The 16,198-nt window shown below is 64.6% G+C and carries 15 protein-coding genes and 4 pseudogenes; 10 read left to right on the top strand and 9 right to left on the bottom strand.

Annotation, left to right across the window (positions count from 1 at the left end; translation table 11 throughout):
* From AZG88_RS19680 to AZG88_RS19670, 4 genes and pseudogenes are all read left to right on the top strand, one after another.
* Nucleotides 1-462 (top strand): annotated as a pseudogene (locus tag AZG88_RS19680) (APC family permease); the annotation flags it as partial.
* A gap of 101 nt (nt 463-563) precedes the next feature.
* Entirely contained in the window at nt 564-1,334 is a 771-nt protein-coding gene (locus AZG88_RS19675; RefSeq protein ID WP_061698638.1) for an SDR family NAD(P)-dependent oxidoreductase, read from the top strand.
* Nucleotides 1,335-2,128: 794 nt separating this feature from the next.
* Entirely contained in the window at nt 2,129-2,269 is a 141-nt protein-coding gene (locus AZG88_RS52685; RefSeq protein WP_025432798.1) for a hypothetical protein, read from the top strand.
* 159 nt (nt 2,270-2,428) lie between these two features.
* Entirely contained in the window at nt 2,429-2,707 is a 279-nt protein-coding gene (locus tag AZG88_RS19670; RefSeq protein WP_061698637.1) for a hypothetical protein, read from the top strand.
* A 413-nt stretch (nt 2,708-3,120) separates the two neighbouring features.
* Here the strand turns inward: AZG88_RS19670 and AZG88_RS19665 are convergent, their stop codons facing one another.
* Together AZG88_RS19665 and AZG88_RS19660 are read right to left on the bottom strand one after the other, a co-directional pair.
* Nucleotides 3,121-3,720, bottom strand: a complete 600-nt coding sequence (locus tag AZG88_RS19665; protein WP_037179746.1) for a glyoxalase — start codon at nt 3,718-3,720, stop codon at nt 3,121-3,123.
* A 556-nt stretch (nt 3,721-4,276) separates the two neighbouring features.
* Nucleotides 4,277-4,804 carry a hypothetical protein gene (locus AZG88_RS19660; RefSeq protein ID WP_061698636.1) on the bottom strand — a complete coding sequence of 176 codons (528 nt, stop codon included), beginning with the start codon at nt 4,802-4,804 and terminating at the stop codon, nt 4,277-4,279.
* A gap of 239 nt (nt 4,805-5,043) precedes the next feature.
* Between AZG88_RS19660 and AZG88_RS19655 the strand changes: the two genes are divergently transcribed.
* The 4 genes and pseudogenes from AZG88_RS19655 to AZG88_RS19640 all read left to right on the top strand — a co-directional run bounded on the left by AZG88_RS19655 (nt 5,044) and on the right by AZG88_RS19640 (nt 9,742).
* The gene (locus AZG88_RS19655; RefSeq protein ID WP_005242830.1) at nt 5,044-5,385 is read left to right on the top strand and encodes a YciI family protein; all 342 of its coding nucleotides are present in this window, start codon (nt 5,044-5,046) and stop codon (nt 5,383-5,385) included.
* 579 nt (nt 5,386-5,964) lie between these two features.
* Nucleotides 5,965-6,249, top strand: a pseudogene (locus tag AZG88_RS53835) (MmgE/PrpD family protein); the annotation flags it as partial.
* 55 nt (nt 6,250-6,304) lie between these two features.
* Nucleotides 6,305-7,177 (top strand): LLM class F420-dependent oxidoreductase, encoded by an 873-nt coding sequence (locus tag AZG88_RS19645; RefSeq protein WP_005242824.1) that lies wholly within the window; start codon nt 6,305-6,307, stop codon nt 7,175-7,177.
* Nucleotides 7,178-7,501: 324 nt separating this feature from the next.
* Nucleotides 7,502-9,742, top strand: coding sequence for an NADP-dependent isocitrate dehydrogenase (locus AZG88_RS19640; RefSeq protein WP_061698635.1), 2,241 nt, complete (start codon nt 7,502-7,504; stop codon nt 9,740-9,742).
* Between the two features lie 79 nt (nt 9,743-9,821).
* Here the strand turns inward: AZG88_RS19640 and AZG88_RS19635 are convergent, their stop codons facing one another.
* The 3 genes and pseudogenes from AZG88_RS19635 to AZG88_RS55620 all read right to left on the bottom strand — a co-directional run bounded on the left by AZG88_RS19635 (nt 9,822) and on the right by AZG88_RS55620 (nt 10,995).
* A complete protein-coding gene (locus AZG88_RS19635; protein WP_005242821.1) occupies nt 9,822-10,454 on the bottom strand; it encodes a hypothetical protein in 633 nt (210 codons plus the stop codon).
* Nucleotides 10,455-10,574: 120 nt separating this feature from the next.
* A pseudogene (locus tag AZG88_RS55315) lies at nt 10,575-10,661 on the bottom strand (Clp protease N-terminal domain-containing protein); the annotation flags it as partial.
* A gap of 94 nt (nt 10,662-10,755) precedes the next feature.
* Nucleotides 10,756-10,995: a hypothetical protein gene (locus tag AZG88_RS55620; RefSeq protein ID WP_442971727.1), complete on the bottom strand. Its 240-nt coding sequence runs from the start codon at nt 10,993-10,995 to the stop codon at nt 10,756-10,758.
* Between the two features lie 308 nt (nt 10,996-11,303).
* Between AZG88_RS55620 and AZG88_RS52680 the strand changes: the two genes are divergently transcribed.
* Both AZG88_RS52680 and dapA read left to right on the top strand, forming a co-directional pair.
* Nucleotides 11,304-11,456 carry a hypothetical protein gene (locus AZG88_RS52680; RefSeq protein ID WP_197487874.1) on the top strand — a complete coding sequence of 51 codons (153 nt, stop codon included), beginning with the start codon at nt 11,304-11,306 and terminating at the stop codon, nt 11,454-11,456.
* Nucleotides 11,457-11,510: 54 nt separating this feature from the next.
* The gene (gene dapA, locus AZG88_RS19625) at nt 11,511-12,416 is read left to right on the top strand and encodes a 4-hydroxy-tetrahydrodipicolinate synthase (RefSeq protein WP_005242818.1); all 906 of its coding nucleotides are present in this window, start codon (nt 11,511-11,513) and stop codon (nt 12,414-12,416) included.
* Between the two features lie 90 nt (nt 12,417-12,506).
* Here dapA and AZG88_RS19620 read toward each other — a convergent pair.
* The 4 genes and pseudogenes from AZG88_RS19620 to AZG88_RS19605 all read right to left on the bottom strand — a co-directional run.
* Nucleotides 12,507-13,046, bottom strand: a pseudogene (locus tag AZG88_RS19620) (GyrI-like domain-containing protein); the annotation flags it as partial.
* A gap of 109 nt (nt 13,047-13,155) precedes the next feature.
* The gene (locus tag AZG88_RS19615) at nt 13,156-13,860 is read right to left on the bottom strand and encodes a hypothetical protein (RefSeq protein WP_005242815.1); all 705 of its coding nucleotides are present in this window, start codon (nt 13,858-13,860) and stop codon (nt 13,156-13,158) included.
* A gap of 94 nt (nt 13,861-13,954) precedes the next feature.
* On the bottom strand, nt 13,955-15,202 hold the full coding sequence (locus AZG88_RS50140; protein WP_082833390.1) for an NAD(P)/FAD-dependent oxidoreductase: 1,248 nt from the start codon (nt 15,200-15,202) through the stop codon (nt 13,955-13,957).
* A gap of 36 nt (nt 15,203-15,238) precedes the next feature.
* A partial coding sequence (locus AZG88_RS19605; protein WP_197487873.1) for an aromatic amino acid lyase occupies nt 15,239-16,198 on the bottom strand: 960 nt, incomplete at its 5' end.

Raw genomic sequence — 16,198 nt, 5'->3', positions numbered from 1 at the left:
CTGTCGATCATCCTGGGACTGTCGGCATTCCTGTTGCTGCGCAAGGACCGTCCCCATTGGCCGCGGCCGATCAGACGACACCGCACATGGATACCCGTCGTGGCAGTTCTGGTCGCGTTCAACATCTTCATCACCGTGGTCGGTGTTCTCAATCCCTCCCTACTGGGCTACGGCGGCACCCGAGAGTCTGTGATCGCCGTGTGCATCCTGCTGGTGTCCGTTGCGCTCTATGCCTATCGACGCGTCGTCCAGGACAAGGTTCCACTGGTGTGGAGGCTTCCCGCTCCGGCGATGCCCCAGGGTGCCGACGCTCTCGCCCTCGAACACGAGATGCGCGCGACAACGGGTGCTACGACCGTCTACGACGGGATAGTCGACAACGCTGCCGACCGTTCCAACGCTCGACAGGAACAGGCATCGATCGTGCGGCCGGTACAGGCATTCACCGACCGCGACACCTGATCCGGCGCAGCGCATTTCGCGGCTGGCCGCGTGTACGGAAGAACGATGCGGCCCGCGCCGGCGGTTGCCAAATTCATCCAAGCGAGGAATGGACAGGAACTGTGAACAACTCGGAAACCAGTGTGGACCGCCGCGCTGTCATCACCGGAGGTACCAAGGGGATCGGTTACGCTTGCGCAGAGTTATTTGCACGGCGGGGCTACCGGGTGCTGATCTGCTCACGCCATACAGACCAGGTCAATGCGGTGGCTGCGAAGCTGAACCAGCACAACGGTCACGTTGCCGGAATGGCTGCCGATCTGGCGGATCCGGACGTAGGCAACAGCATTGTCGGTCGGTGCCTCGATCTGTTCGGCGGGGTCGATTATCTCGTCAATAATGCCGGAATCTACGAGCCGATCGCCATGGTTGACATGACGGCCGAGCGATGGGACACCACTTTGCACAACAACTTGCGCGGTGCGGCACTCACCTCTGCTGCGGCTGCGCGTTCGATGCGGTCCACCGGCGGCGGTTCGATCGTCAACATCGCCTCGGTCAACGCGCTGGCGGCCGAAGCCGACTTCGCACCCTACAACGCCTCGAAAGCCGGGCTGATATCTCTGACGCAGACCAGCGCCATTGAGTGGGCCGATGAAAACATCAGGGTCAACTGCGTTGCGCCCGGATGCATACGAACACCGATGGTTGATCCGTTGGTCGCCGACCTATCCGATGAGGTCATCGCACGATACGTACCGATGCGACGACTCGGCATGCCGGAGGAGATCGCATCAGTGGTGGCCTTCCTTATCTCCGAGGATGCCAGTTACATCACGGGGCAAACCATCACTGTCGATGGCGGCACACTGACCCGCCAGCCGATGCTTTAAAGAGAATTGGGCCGCCTGACGCAGCGCGCGAAGCACAGAAGGCATCGTGCGCCACTACCGAAAATGCAGGACGAACGCCATGTCGACGTGATGTGATGTGTCACGTCTACTTCAGTGCTGTGAGCTCGGACCGGATATCTTGTGGCGCAGCCAAGCGCAGCCCCCGCCAACGATCGGTGTCAGCTGGCAGGGGCGCTACACGGACAAACCGCGCGTAGTAACGAGCGGCGCATTAGTGATCTTCGTGAGCCGGGGCATGGAAGTCCAGGGAGTGTGATCCACGCCATTGCACAAATTTCCTCGCCTCGGGATTACCGACCAGTAAGTGTAATTTCGGGGCCGTCTGAGGCGCATGCGTGACGTGGCTGGCGCTGCCGAATTCCGATCGGCGTGAGTGTGCGGCGCGTGTATGCGGTATCGGCTGAGTTTCTCGATTGATCAAGTGAAAATTCTGCGTATGACCAGCCGATGCTGCTGTGCCACAGCATGTTCGGCAGTCGCTCGGAGCTGCTCCGCGGAATCGAGCCAGGCGACGAGCTGCTCGCAGACCAGTGTCGATGACGACCATCGGGCGAGTAGATCCCCGCTCGCGGTGTGATGTAGAACACAACATGATTTTCTCGCGAAGCGTGGTAATCGGGAATGAGATGTGGTCAAACCCCTGTCTGGGGCCCAAAAGCGGGTATGGGTGTAGGTGATTCGGCCGTTGTGCAGGTATCGAAGTCGGACGATTGTGTGTGGTGCACCGTCACCGTCGTGGCGGCCGGAATCTCGGCACGTGAAGGAAGAGTGTAATGGCACGGATCAGCAAAAAACTGGGGTCCGATTTACTGGATGCGTTGCGTGTCAGTGTCGTTGGCACCGTTGTGTGCGCCGGACTGGTCATGGGCGTAATTTTCCTGGCGATGTGGAACTTCCCCGTACCGGGCGTGTAGGCGCGCGTGACTTGTGGTCCTTCGCCGGTGCCGGTAGTTCGGAGTGCAACACCAGGCAGCATTTCGACGATATAGCTGACGGGGGTGTTGAGCCCGTGGGTCCGGGTGATCGATGAACGGCACCTGTGACGGGCGTCGTGTGGTGTGGAAGGAACTGGAATGTTTGGGACGGGTATGGGTGCGATGGTTGGCCTACTCGTGGTTGCGGTGCTGGTGGTTCCCGTCTCGTTCGGTGTGGCGGCATGGGCGGATGCGAAGGCCCGCCGCCTCTCGGAGTCGCAGGCGCCCGATACGGACCTGGGGCGATCGGTCGCGGTCGCGGAAGTGGCGGGTCGGTGCGATCAGTGGCGGCAGCTCGCAACGCGGGCGTGGCTGATCTGCGGCGGCGCCTCGCTGGTCGCAGTAGTGGTCGTGGGCATCCTGGTGTGTATCGGGTGAGGACGGCACGGACCGGGACCGCACGACTGGTTCGCTGTCCAGTCTCGCGTGTCTCCGGAATCTGAAACCTCTCGGCTGCCGTGACATACGCGTCCTGAGATCGTCCGGGGGTGCGGCGAAGCCCCCGGTGAGCCGAAGCGGCCCGGTCGGAGTGTTCTCCGCTCCGGCCGGGCCTCGCCGGGACGTGCAACAGGACGCGGCCGCGCTCTGGCCAATGTCTTCCCGGGCGTTGGAGATTGCATCGGCGACCTGTACGTGGTGTGTACTGGCACGAGGAAATGGTAGATCGGCCAGCCGGTCGCGTTGCAGCGATGTGATCCACGCCACACATGTTTTTCCCGTGTCGGCCCAACTGGATGAGTGGGGTGGTCAGTGTCGTTACCCTGCCGCGGTGGCGGTGAGAGGTCTCCGATTCACACTGTCTGCCATGTGAAGCCGTCGGGGTCGGTGAAGGGTTCGGCGTCGCTGCTGATGACGATCCGGTGGGCGCCGGTGCCGTCAGGGGAGACGCCGGCGTCCTTCGCGAGGGCACGGCGCCCGTAGAGCGCGAGCTTGACGTTCGGGCCGGTGGCGAACTCGACGTATTTGCGACCGAAGCTTCGTGTGACTTCCAGCCCGTGGTCGAGGTAGAACTGCTTGCTGATCTTGACGTCTTCGACGCCGAGCAGCAGGACGAGGTCCTCGATGTGCCGGGTGGCCGGCCCGGTGTTCTTCTTCGACGATGTCGCGACTTTCCAGAGCGTTCCGTCGGGGCCCTGCACGACGCCGCCGTACCCCCACAAGCTCTTCTTGACCGGTTTGATTGCGGTGCCGCCATTTTCGAGTGCAGCTCCGACGTAGGCGTCGACGATGTTCGGCTGGGACACGACGAGCGAGAGGGTGTAACCGCGGAAGCCGGTGGTCGGTGCGTCAGTGTCGCGGGCACTGATGTGTTCATCTACGCCGAGTGCGGCGTGGAAGGCTTTCACGGTGGTGGGGTCGGGGGTTTCGAGGGTGAGGGATTCGATGTTCATGCGAGTGACGGTAATGCGTCCCATGGGTAGGCGCTTCTCGATTCCTGATCAGTCTGCGCTCCATACTTGCTACATGCGTGAGTGCCCTGAGGGTGCGCGCGTGAATGCGTTTTCCTAGCGCGTGCATATCGAGCTCGAGGGTGGGGGTGGCTCTTGCGGCTGCTCGACGAGCACGGCGCGGAACGGGTGCAGTTCGGGGCGTCGTGATCGAGGTCGGTGGAGATCGACAGCGCGGGGCGACGCGGGCGATCGCCACCCCGATCCCGTGCGGGTGAGCAGGGTGCTGCTGCCGTTGTGTTGTCAGTGGCATCGGCTCATGACCCACGAGGGACGTGATCCTGGCAGGGCCGGCGACGGTAGGGCACAATGACGGTCATACCGCACCGAAGCGGAGGGAGGGACGATGTGGGAGTTGCCAATTGAGGGTGGCATACCGTGGCTGGTCTGGCTTCTGGACTTGGTGATCAACGGCTCCTGACGCCGCTGCAGGCCGACCACATGGTTCGACCTGAAAGGGTGAGATAGGCGGCGCGATTGCCGCGGAGGCCATCTGGGCCTATGAACTGCTGCCGAACGGTCCGGGAGGCGGCTCGACGGGGTAGGCCGCGACATCCATGATCACCGAGCCCTCGCACGGGCCGCTGTCGATGTCGGTACGCCAGGAACCGGTCAGCGTCCCGTCGGATTGCGGTGTGTAGTACGCAACCGAGTGCGCCGGTGCCCACACCTTCGGTACACCCTCGCCTTGGTAGCAGTCCCACTCCCAGTCGTAGGTGTGGACCCAGCTGGTCCCGTCCCAGGTGTACTGCGGCGGTAGCGGCAGTGTCGGGTTGGCTGGCGTTGGCCCATCGGTCACGGTTGCTACGCAGGCGTCGTCCGTGCAACTCGTCTCGAATCTGTACGTATCGGCGAAGTCGGGCTCCCACTGCCGCGCGGCCAAACTCGTACCGTCCTTCGTCGCGGCGAAGCGCTTCACCGAGTACTCACCCGACCAGGACGGCTGCGTCGGTGCCGCCCCCGCGGGTATGGCCCCGACAACTGTCCCGGACTCGATCAACGCGACTACCAGCAGTGACTTGCGCATGACGAGATTGAATCACAGGCTTCGGCGGTGTACGGGGTGTATTGGCCGGCCGACGGGAACGTCTGCTGACACGCTGACACCTTGGACACGCAGAAAGCAACCGGCGCTCGGGCGCGGTGAGCGTGGTCGTGGAGACGGCTTGTTCCGCCCGTTGGGGGTGGGCGAGCATTCTTGTGCGCGCCCCGCCCGTGTCGGCGAGGATGGGTCCGATCCCTGACGTGCGAAGAAGGAGTGACGCGATGACGAAGTACCTGATCTCGTTCCCGAGTGGTGCCATGGACTTTCCCGACGAGGATCTGCAGGCAGCGTCGGATGCGTCGCACGCGGTGGTGGAGGAGGCGAAGGACGCCGGCGTCTGGGTATTCGGCGGTGGAATCGACGAGAGCGTTCCGCCTGTCCTGGTCGATGGGGATGGCACGGTGACGGAGGGCACGTACCCGCAGACGAAGCAGCTCGAAGGCGGCTACGCGATATTGGAGTTGCCCTCCCGCGAGGCGGCACTGGAATGGGCTGCGAAGCTCGCGGTTGCCTGCCGGTGCGCGCAGGAGGTGCGCGCGTTCCATTACGACCCCGCCAGCTGACGGGATTCGACCTCTTGGGCAATCGCCTTCGGCCTCGGCCAGATCCCCTTCTTGCCTCGACGCCATCCACAGGTGGCGAGACCGGCACAGACGCCACGGCGCCGCGACCGGTTCGCTCGCTCGGGGCGCTGGATCCGTTCACGACGACTTCCCGGGGCCAGGTCCATCATTCGCCCGAAGCCGTGTAGCGCTCCTTTTGCTCGTGGCCGAAGTCGATCGGCCGTGGATTCCTGCGGCGGTGAGCGATCTGGTCGTCACGCTCGGGGAGCGTCGCGGCGATCCCGCAGCCACGCCCGATTCGCCTTCGACGGGTATCCCTTGTCCGCGAGCACCCGATCCGGGCGTTCTCGGACGTCGTCGCCTGGATCGAAGTCGACCGCAAGCGCAAGCATGCTGACCCCGAGGCGGAACGCCTCATCGAATTCCTTTGCAGGTGGACGCCATTCGGGGATGCTGCAGAGCAGGAGATCCTTGGGAACTTCGGAATGACGAAGGCCCGGTTCCGGTACCTGCTGGGTGCGGTGACGTCGCTGCGCGTGCTGATGACGGGCCGGATGATGCCTGGCGCGGCCACGGACCAACGGCGTCGCTGTTCCGCGCCTCGACTTTCACGACACCTTCGTCACCCCCCCGGGTGGCCGATCCTCCGGATTCTCGCCGTCGCGCGGCACGCAGGACGCGCCGGCCGGGATCTGATTCACGGGCTGCCACTGGTAAGGAGCTCCAGATCGCGCTCATCCGTGCAAATCGCTGCGCGAGTACAAGATCGACCACGTCGCATACCTCGGACCGTCCGCAGCCACAGAAATCGCAACCCTCCTCGGACTCGACACCGAGACCATCTACCAGGCTGTCGGGGAGGCCAAGGTGGTACTGACGATCCCTGGGTAGTCGTCGGCGACAAGCCTAACGTGGAGCTATGGAACTTGGACTGCACATCGCCGACTTCACCTTTCCGGACGGCCCGTCGGGCCTCGCACACGACTTGTCTCGCATTGCCGTCACCGCCGAGGACGTGGGTTTCTCCAAGATCAGCGTCATGGATCATCTCTGGCAGATCGAACCGGTGGGACCGATCGACACCGAGATGCTCGAGGCCTACACCACTCTCGGTTACCTCGCTGCCGTCACGAAGAAGGTGGACTTGCTGGCCTGGGTCACCGCGACTGTCTACCGCGAGCCAGGCCTTCTTGCCAAGGCCGTGACCACGCTCGACGTCCTGTCCGAGGGTCGTGCGTACCTGGGAATCGGCGCCGCCTGGAACGAGGACGAGAGTGTGGGACTCGGGCTCCACTTCCCGCCCACGGCCGAACGCTTCGAACGGTTGGAGGAAACACTGCAGATCTGCCTGCAGATGTGGAGCGAGAACGACGGACCGTTCGAGGGAACGCACTACCAGCTCGGCCGAACGATGAATGTGCCGCAGTCGCTCCGGCGCCCACACCCGCCAATTCTGATCGGCGGCGGGGGCGAGAAGAAGACGCTTCGGCTGGTCGCGCAGTACGCGCAGGCCTGCAACCTGTTCGGTGGACCCGAGGTCGAGCACAAATTGGAGGTGCTGAAGAGCCACTGCGACGCTCTCGGAACCGACTACGACGCCATCGAGAAGACCGTGATGTTCCCACTCGACCCGGGTGCGGGCGGACAGAACGTGGACAGCCTTCTGAGTCAACTCGAGGACTTGTCGAAGCTGGGAGTCACCCACGTTCACGGATGGGTGCCGCAGGTCGCGTCGATCACGCCCCTCGAGATCTTGGGCGAGCGCGTGGTTCCGGTGATCGCGGACTGGTGACGCCTGCGACGCACGGATCGCCGGATCCGGTCGTCCGCGGTAGCGCCGCCGGGCCTCGGTGGAGTGCATGGTGGCGAAGCTTCGGCGAGGCCGATGGTGAACGGAAACTGGACGTCGAGGCGCGCAGCCTGGTCCCGGTGAACGCGACCGATGAGCACTTGACCGCGGAGTGTTCGCATGGTGAACCAAAGTGGTCGAAGTGAATCAAAACAGGGCGCTTGAATATGCTCTGATGATGTCGCACCTAACCTGGACTCGACGCGAGACCGATAGCCTCACGAGGAGCCTATCGACCTCGGAACGAACTGACGCGGGAGAACAACCATGAGCGCCGATAAGCATCCAACCATCATCTATACGCTGACCGACGAGGCGCCGTTACTCGCGACCTACGCCTTCCTGCCGATCGTGCGCACCTTCGCCGGTGCCGCGGGCATCGAGGTCGAGTCCAGCGACATCTCGGTACCGGCGCGGATCCTGGCCGAGTTCCCCGACCGCCTCACCGAAGAGCAGCGCGTCCCGGACAACTTGGCCGAGCTGGGTCGGCTGACACAACTGCCCGAGACCAACATCATCAAGCTGCCGAACATCAGCGCGTCTGTGCCGCAGCTCCTGGCCGCCATCAAGGAACTGCAGGGCAAGGGCTACCAGATTCCGGACTTTCCGGAAGCCCCCAAGACCGACGAGGAACGCGATATCCGGCAGCGCTACGGCAGGATCCTCGGCAGTGCGGTCAACCCGGTCCTGCGTGAGGGCAACTCCGACCGCCGCGCACCCCGGGCGGTGAAGGAGTACGTCCGCAAGCACCCGCACAGCATGGGTGAGTGGTCGATGGCCTCGCGCAGCCACGTCGCGCACATGCGGCACGGCGACTTCTACCACGGCGAGAAGTCGATGACACTGGACCGGCAGCGCACGGTCCGGATGGAGTTGGTGACCGACGGCGGCGAGACGATCGTCCTCAAGGAGGGGCTGACCCTGGGCGAGGGCGACATCATGGACAGCATGTTCATGAGCAAGAAGGCCTTGCTCGACTTCTACGAGGAGCAGATGGAGGATGCGCGCAAGACGGGAGTGATGTTCTCCCTCCACGTCAAGGCGACGATGATGAAGGTCTCGCACCCCATCGTCTTCGGCCACGCGGTGAAGACCTTCTACAAGGACGCCTTCGCCAAGCATCAGACGCTGTTCGACGAACTGGGCGTCAACGTCAACAACGGTCTCGTCGACCTCTACGACAAGATCGAGACGCTGCCCAGCACGCAGCGCGAGGAGATCATTCAGGACCTGCACGACTGCCATGAGCACCGTCCCGAATTGGCCATGGTCGACTCCGCCCGCGGAATCTCGAACTTCCATTCGCCCAGCGACGTCATCGTGGACGCCTCGATGCCCGCGATGATCCGCTCGGGCGGCATGATGTACGGCGCCGACGGGCGACTCAAGGACGCCAAGGCGGTGATGCCGGAATCCACTTTCGCGCGCATCTACCAGGAGATCATCAACTTCTGTAAAACCAACGGCGCGTTCGACCCGACGACCATGGGCACTGTCCCCAACGTCGGGCTCATGGCGCAGAAGGCCGAGGAGTACGGCTCGCACGACAAGACCTTCGAGATTCCGGAGGATGGCGACGCCAACTTCGTGGACGTCGAGACCGGTGAGGTGCTGCTCACCCAGCACGTCGAGGCTGGTGACATCTGGCGCATGTGCACCGTCAAGGACGCGCCGATCCGCGACTGGGTCAAGCTCGCGGTCACCCGGGCACGCAACTCCGGCATGCCGGTGCTGTTCTGGCTCGACCCGTACCGCCCGCACGAGAACGAGCTGATCAAGAAGGTCGAGCTGTACCTGCAGGATCATGACACCGAGGGCCTCGACATCCAGATCATGTCGCAGGTGCGCTCGATGCGCTACACGCTGGAGCGGCTGATCCGCGGCATGGACACCATCGCCGCGACCGGCAACATCCTGCGCGACTACCTCACCGACCTGTTCCCGATCCTGGAACTCGGCACCAGCGCCAAGATGCTGTCGATCGTGCCGCTGATGGCCGGCGGTGGCATGTACGAGACGGGCGCCGGTGGGTCGGCGCCCAAGCATGTCAAGCAGCTGGTGGAGGAGAATCACCTGCGATGGGATTCGCTCGGTGAGTTCCTGGCGTTGGCCGTCAGCCTGGAAGATCTCGGCATCAAGACCGGCAACGAGCACGCCAAGATCCTGGCCACGACGCTCGACGCGGCGACCGGCAAGCTGCTCGACGAGAACAAGAACCCGTCGCGCAAGACCGGCGAGCTCGACAACCGGGGCAGCCAGTTCTACCTCGCGTTGTACTGGGCACAGGAACTCGCCGCGCAGACCGAGGACAAGGAACTGGCGGAACGTTTCGCCACGCTTGCCGAGGCGTTGACCGAAAACGAGGAGACCATCGTGCGGGAGCTCATCGAGGTGCAGGGCTCGCCGGTTGACATCGGCGGCTACTACCAGCCGGACAGCGAGAAGGCCGACGCCGTGATGAGGCCGAGCAAGACTTTGAACACCACGCTGGCGGCCGCGCAACAGTGAGCCCGAACCACTGAACCGCCGTTCGTGAACTGTGCACGGGTCGAACACTGGTGCGGGGCAGGGCCCTGGCCCTTGTGGGTCAGGGCCGCCCCTCCAGCGACCCTGTGACCGCCAGGTCGTCGAGCAGCCCCAAAAATGCCCGGGCACAGGGGAGGTCGGCAGTGGCCCCCGCCACGGTGGGCCAGTCGACCTGCTCGCGCAAAGCGCGGGCGACCGGCAGCATCGGCACGAAGTCACACCGATGGGAACCGAGACGACGGAGTTTGTCGATCATCAGATCGGTTCCGCTGAGGACCGGTGCCCAGATCTGCCCGATCCGCATCCTCTCGGCCCGCTCGAGGAGTCCCTCCCCGGTCCCGGTGGTACCGGCCGGATGCAGCAGGGTGACCCGGAGATCACCGCCGACGACCTGCCGTGACCCGAGGCGGGAGGAAGCGATGGACCGCATCCCACCCGCAGCCAACGCGGTCCGTGCCTCGGTCAGGTGTTCGTCCGAGGCGATGATGGTCACCTGGTGCTCGGCTGGCGGTCCGCCACGGGCGTGGACGGCGCAGTCCCCGCCGACCGCGAACGGCACGTCAGCGGCCGAGAGGATGTTCACCGCCCGACCCAGCGTCCGCATCAGCTGGGCTTCGCGGGCCGCGACTATCCGAACGGTGGGGTAATCCTCCGTCCGCGGGGCACAACGGCGCGGCACGTGCTCGGTGGTCATGACCGGTGGATACCCGGCGTGTGCGGACCTCAACCGTGCGAGGCGTGGGCGCGGGTGTATTCGTCGTCGCTGAGCTGGTTGGGGATGCGGTGGGTGGGCCCTGGGGTGGGTTGCTGGGCCAGTGGAGGCGGAGTCGTGGTGGTGTGTGCGGGCGGCGTCGGCGGCGAGGACGAGCACCCGGCGGGCTTGGTCGGAGAATTTCTCGAACGTCGTTGATCACTCCTTCGTGGACTGCCTGTGGTGTGCCCGAACGCGCCCGGGTTCGGGTGTGGTCGGGTGTGTTGTGTTGTGCTGGTGGGGATTAGCTGCCGAAGATGGTGCCGAGGTCGTCGAGGTTGGCGTTGTCGGCGGCGGGAGGTGTGGGGTCGGCGCTGGGCACGGTGACGACCGTGGAGACTTGCTGCACGGTGAACTTCGTGCCGGGCCATTGAGCCAGGTAATCCTCGATGCCGGGGTAGTCGGAGACCCACATGGCCGGGTCGGTATCGGTGCGCGAGCACGAGGCCGGTGCGACGTAGGAGCCGTCGGGAACGTCGCTCACCGACTGGGTCGGGGTGCCCGGTTGTATCTCGCCTGTCTCGTACAGTGATTGACCGGCGCTGAGGACGTCGCGGACGGGTGGCAGCACCCCGCCGGGGCCAGAAACCGACCGATTGGCATTGTTTCGGCGAGTTTCGTTGAACCGGCGAACTTCGATGTAGTCGACGGTCACTGCCCGGTTGCGCTGACGCCGTCAATGTCTCATTGGCTCTGCGCAATTCGGAGTTGCCGATGGCGGCGGAATCGGGACGGCCCGCGGGAGGCAGGAATCGGCCACACGGCGCGGGTTTTCCTGGAGACTGATGAGTTATGACTGATCAGCTGCATGCCGACCTCACAGAACGTCTGGGCCGGGCTGTCGCCCGTGCCGCCATGGATGGTGATCCCCTGTTCGGTACCGTCGAGATCACCATCGCCGAGCTCGCTGAGCTGCTCAAACGCCGAACCCCTCCCGGCGAGTGACCGGGGGATGTCACGTCAGGGTTGTCGCCGGTTCGTCGCGCATACACTAGGGCGATGACCGATTCGTCAGCGCCGGTGGCTCCGTTCGGGCGCGTTCTCACAGCGATGGCTACGGCGTTCACCGTGGATGGCGAGATCGACGAGGAGGCGACTGCTCGGATCGCTCTACATCTGGTCGATCATGGGCACGACGGCCTTGTCGTCTCGGGGACGACCGGTGAGGCAGCCACGACTACCACCGCCGAGGATGGTCGGATCTTGCGAGTGGTCAAGGACGCGGTGGGCGATCGCGCGAAGATCATTGCCGGGGTGGGAACGAACGACACACGGCACACGCTGGAATTGGCGAGGCAGGCTGTCATGCACGGTGCCGACGGGCTGCTGCTGGTGACGCCGTACTACAACAAGCCGAGCCAGGGCGGTGTACTGCAGCACTTTCGATACGTAGTGGAGGCAGTCGATGCTCCTGTCATGGTCTACGACATTCCCGGCCGGGCCGGTACCAAGCTGGCACCGTCGACATTCGAGACGATGGCGGAGTGGCCGTCCGTGGTGGCGGTGAAGGATGCCGCTGGAGACCCCACTCAGGCGATCATGTTGCGCGAATTGGGCTATGCGGTCTACTCGGGAGACGACAGCCTCACTCTGGGTTTCCTGGCGTATGGGGCGTGCGGGGTTGTCTCTGTGCTCGGTCACGTGGCAGGTGACGAGATCCGCACGATGATTGACGCCTTCTTCTCGGGAAATGTCGAAACTGCACGGGAGATCAATGCACGCCTGCAGCCGGCGTTGCGTGCGGTCATGGGTGTTCCCAATTACGGCGCGACGACAGTCAAGGGGGCACTGCAGTTGCTCGGTGTGCTGCAGAACAGAACCGTGCGCTCCCCGCTACTTGCCCTCGACGACGGCGAGTACGAGGCGTTACGGAAAGGGCTGCTCGCTTCGGGGTTGCTGCACTGATCGAGCTGAGCATGCACTCAGGCCTGTCGACGCCGACGTTCCGGCCACACATGCTGCTACGTGGCGGCACCGCACGGGTCGACGTGGTTGTCAGGTGTCGGAGGCGGCACCGGTGGTGATTGGTTGTCTGAGGATGGTGCGGTGCTTTTCGGGCGTGATCTTGCGGAAGTCGTTGAGGTAGATCTCGTGGTGCTTGCCGGACAAACGAAGTCCGTTGCTGGGGATGAAATCTTCGTGCAGTTGTGCGAGCACAGCTGCTTCGTCGTCGAAGGAGCCGGCGTGCAGTGTCTGCACGCACCGCCCTTCGCTCAGCGCCTCGAGTCGGACGTCGTCCAGACGTGCCGGGCGGTTCTTGGCACCGGCCTTGTCGACCGCGGTGGTGAACATGGCCTCGTCGACCCAGTTCGGGGTCATGATCATCGTCGTCCAGTCCCATCGCGACTTGTCCCGCACCGCGGTGAAGGAGTCCATGTCCTCGGCCCACCACAAGCCCTCCAGCGGAGGAACGACGTAGTCGCGGCCGAGCTCACGCTTGCTGGCGAACTTCAGTTTGTACGCGAGGGGGTAGAGCGCTTCGACGGCGTCGCTGAATGCCGGTGAGGTGTTGGGGTCGCCGTGACCGTCGAGGAGTTCTCGACACGCCGCCCGAAGAATTTTCTGGGTCTCGTCCGAACCGGGTGCGGGGGCTGGTAGTTACGGTGTCCGGGCGCGCCGTGCACAGCGCTCGCGACGCAGCACCTCACAGTGTCGGCCGGTCCAGCGGCCGTGGCAGTGGCGCGAGTGCGCCGGCGTCCCGTAGCCGGCCGTATGCGCGAACAACCGTGTCGATGTCGCCCGGCGCTGCAATGTGCAGAAGCCGGCCGCCGCCCAGCGTGTCCTGACGGACCGCCTCCGGGCCGTCGGGTACCAGGACTGCGCGGGCGGCGGACAGATAGCCGAACCGGCCGACGACCGGATCGCCGACGGTGAACCCGGCGTCGTCTTCGAGGGCATCGAGAATGTCGTCGTCGCTCACGTCACCGAAGTCCGGTTCCCACACCGACGCAAGCATCGCGAGCAGTTCGGATTCGGGGACGACGGCGCCGTCGGGCGCGTCGACCGTCATCACCAGTGACTGCATAAGAAACTGCGGGGCACCACCCGCCACGCCGGAGAGTTCCACTGCCCACCCGTCTGCACCGGTGTGCATCAGTCGCAATCCGGTCCCCGTCAGATCCGACCACGCTTCAGCGGCCTGCGCGTCCAGGAGAACCGCCGTCAGGTCGTCCGGCGCACAGGCAGTGTCCGGTCCCGACGCGTGAACCTGCCGCCACTCGCCTCGCACCGGTGGCGCAGCCGCCGGCAGCAGTTCCGTGACGTGCTCCACCGTCTGTCGCCACCGTCCTGCCAGCGTTTCGGCCGGCTCTGGCCGCGGCCCCCAGAAGACCCGTACGACGCGTCGCATTCGAATACGTCCTCCGTCGCGATCCCTACGGTTGTCCGTGCGTCCCGGGCGGGAGCAGCGTCCGTAACGAACCGTGGTGGACGTGATTCTGTCATCAGATGCGTCCTGCCAACTGGAAAGGAAGCATCGATTCCGGGATGCGACGGGTGGTGACCATTTCGGCGATCCCCTCAGCTGTGGCAGGTGCCAGGGTGACCCCCAACATGCCGTGGCCGGCGGCAATGTAGAGGCCGCGGTGACCGGGAACCGGGCCGATGAACGGCAGGCTGTCCGGTGTGGCCGGTCGTAATCCGGCCCTGCCGGCGCGAATGCCGACATCTGCGTCCGGAGTCCATCCTGCCAAGTACGGGTGTACCTGGTCCACGAGGCGTCGGATCCGCCGCTCGGGGACGCGTTCGTCGCGGGCAGGTAGTTCGAATGCACCGGCGATGCGTATCGCGTCGTGATACGGGCTCAGTCCCAGCTTGGGTTCCATCAGGTACAGCGCATGGCGTGGGGAGGCGCCGGCTCCCCGGACGTCGATCGAGTACCCCTTGGCTCCGATGATCGGCAACTGGATGCCCAGGGGAGTGAGAAGCGCGTGTGTTGCGGCACCGAGCGCTATGACCACGTGATCGACGTCGAAGGAGTGGTCCGGCGTTCGTATCGACCACCTCGCGCCTACGGGAGTGACGGCATCCACGGCCGTGTGCTGGAGGACGGTGACGCCCATTTCGGTAACTCTCTCGAGCAGACCTCGGAGCAGGGATTCCGGGTTGACGTGTCGGTCGATCGAGGTGTGGGCGGCAACCCGCACCCCGGGGCCGACGGCAGTGTCCCGTTGACGTGCTTCGTCACCGGACAGGTATTCGATGCTGCCCGGGAAGCCCATCGGGAGCAGTTGGTCGAACAGCTGGGTGAACCATTCCAGGCCGTCGGAGGATTGTGCCAGTGCGAGCAACCCGGCCGAGTGCATCTCGAAATCGACACCGTCATCGCGCAACTCGTCGAACAACTCGAGAGTGTGGCTATTGAGCTGTAACAGAGCCCGGACTCCGATCTCGTACGCCGAGGGCCGGGAGGCGCGGGCGAACTTCCACAGCCAACGGATCCAGTCGGTGTCCAGACGCGGCCGGATGGACAAGGCGCCATTCGGGTCGAAGGCGTGTTTGAGCCCAAGTCCGACGACACCGGGTGAGGCGAGGGGCGTCGACAGGGACGGAGTGATCCAACCGGCATTGACGCCGGAAGCCGACTGGCCGATCGACCCGCGTTCGATGACCGTGACGTCCTCGCCGCGACGGCGAAGGCTCCACGCTGCATTCATCCCGACGACCCCGCCGCCGATCACTGCGACAGTCACATCGTTCTCCCTTCGTGTTGATTCGGTGAAAGAAACTCAGGTATTGGCTAATTCGGAAAGGGGCGTCGCCGCGTCGTCTCGGGGTCGGCTGAGCAGGTCGACGACCGACTCGAGTTGTGTCCCGAAGTCGACAGGCGCGCTTCCGACGGGGAATCGCTGAAGGATCTGCCGGCTGAGTGCCGCGAGCCGTGGTGGCACCGCCTGTCCCGTGCGGGCGAGCGCGTGGCTGGACACGACGCCGAGCACCGCGAGATTGTTGTCGAGTGCTGCACCGGCATCGTGAGCTTTTCGCCACGCAAGCAGGTCGGGTGTCCCCGTGTCTGTCTGACCTGCTCCGCCCAGACCGATCAGCGACGTCGTGGCGGCGGCGCGCGCCTCCTCGGCCCATCCTGCTGACGTCATATACAGCAGGCTGACCTGGGATTCGGGTTCGGTAGCCACAAGCCCTCGGGGATCTTCGACGATTCGATTGACCTGGGCCGTAACCAATTGGCACACATCGGCCCACGTGCGAGCGAGGGAATCGAGACTCGGAGCGACGAGCGGGTTGTGGTAGCCGCCGTTCGACAGGATCGCACCGAGGGGCGGATGGATTGCCGGGCCGACGAAGATGGGGTTGTTCGATGACGCCGAGAGCGCGATCTCGGCGCATTCTTCGGCGGCTGCCTGTGCCCGCCGTGCCCACCCGATGACGCGGGGCCCACTGCGGAAGGACACCGGCGCTTGATAGGGGAGTTCGGACGAGTGGTCGTCGGTCTCGATGAGTCGGCGGATGTTGTGTATGGCTTCGGCCTGGTGTTCGTCGCGCCAGGCAGCCTCGAGTTCGGGGGCGTAGTGAGCCGCCGGGGCATGGATCGCCACCGCGCCCAGCGCCATCATCTGTTCCATGACGGTAATGCGATGCCGTCCGGCCAGTGCTGCGTCGCCCAAGGCCGCCGCAGCCACTGGGGAACCATTGATGAGTGCCATCCCCTCGCCGATCTCGAGGGTCCCGTC

It is taken from the genome of Rhodococcus sp. LB1 (genome assembly GCF_001583455.1).
GTDB lineage: Bacteria > Actinomycetota > Actinomycetes > Mycobacteriales > Mycobacteriaceae > Rhodococcus_F > Rhodococcus_F opacus.
This window is presented reverse-complemented; position numbering and strand designations above follow the sequence as displayed.

Coding starts and splice junctions, on each gene's coding strand:
- AZG88_RS52685 (WP_025432798.1), top strand. CDS start 2,129: ATGGCACGGATCAGCAAAAAACTGGGGTCCGATTTACTGGATGCGTTG.
- AZG88_RS19670 (WP_061698637.1), top strand. CDS start 2,429: ATGTTTGGGACGGGTATGGGTGCGATGGTTGGCCTACTCGTGGTTGCG.
- AZG88_RS19665 (WP_037179746.1), bottom strand. CDS start 3,720: ATGAACATCGAATCCCTCACCCTCGAAACCCCCGACCCCACCACCGTG.
- AZG88_RS19660 (WP_061698636.1), bottom strand. CDS start 4,804: ATGCGCAAGTCACTGCTGGTAGTCGCGTTGATCGAGTCCGGGACAGTT.
- AZG88_RS19655 (WP_005242830.1), top strand. CDS start 5,044: ATGACGAAGTACCTGATCTCGTTCCCGAGTGGTGCCATGGACTTTCCC.
- AZG88_RS19645 (WP_005242824.1), top strand. CDS start 6,305: ATGGAACTTGGACTGCACATCGCCGACTTCACCTTTCCGGACGGCCCG.
- AZG88_RS19640 (WP_061698635.1), top strand. CDS start 7,502: ATGAGCGCCGATAAGCATCCAACCATCATCTATACGCTGACCGACGAG.
- AZG88_RS19635 (WP_005242821.1), bottom strand. CDS start 10,454: ATGACCACCGAGCACGTGCCGCGCCGTTGTGCCCCGCGGACGGAGGAT.
- AZG88_RS52680 (WP_197487874.1), top strand. CDS start 11,304: ATGACTGATCAGCTGCATGCCGACCTCACAGAACGTCTGGGCCGGGCT.
- dapA (WP_005242818.1), top strand. CDS start 11,511: ATGACCGATTCGTCAGCGCCGGTGGCTCCGTTCGGGCGCGTTCTCACA.
- AZG88_RS19615 (WP_005242815.1), bottom strand. CDS start 13,860: ATGCGACGCGTCGTACGGGTCTTCTGGGGGCCGCGGCCAGAGCCGGCC.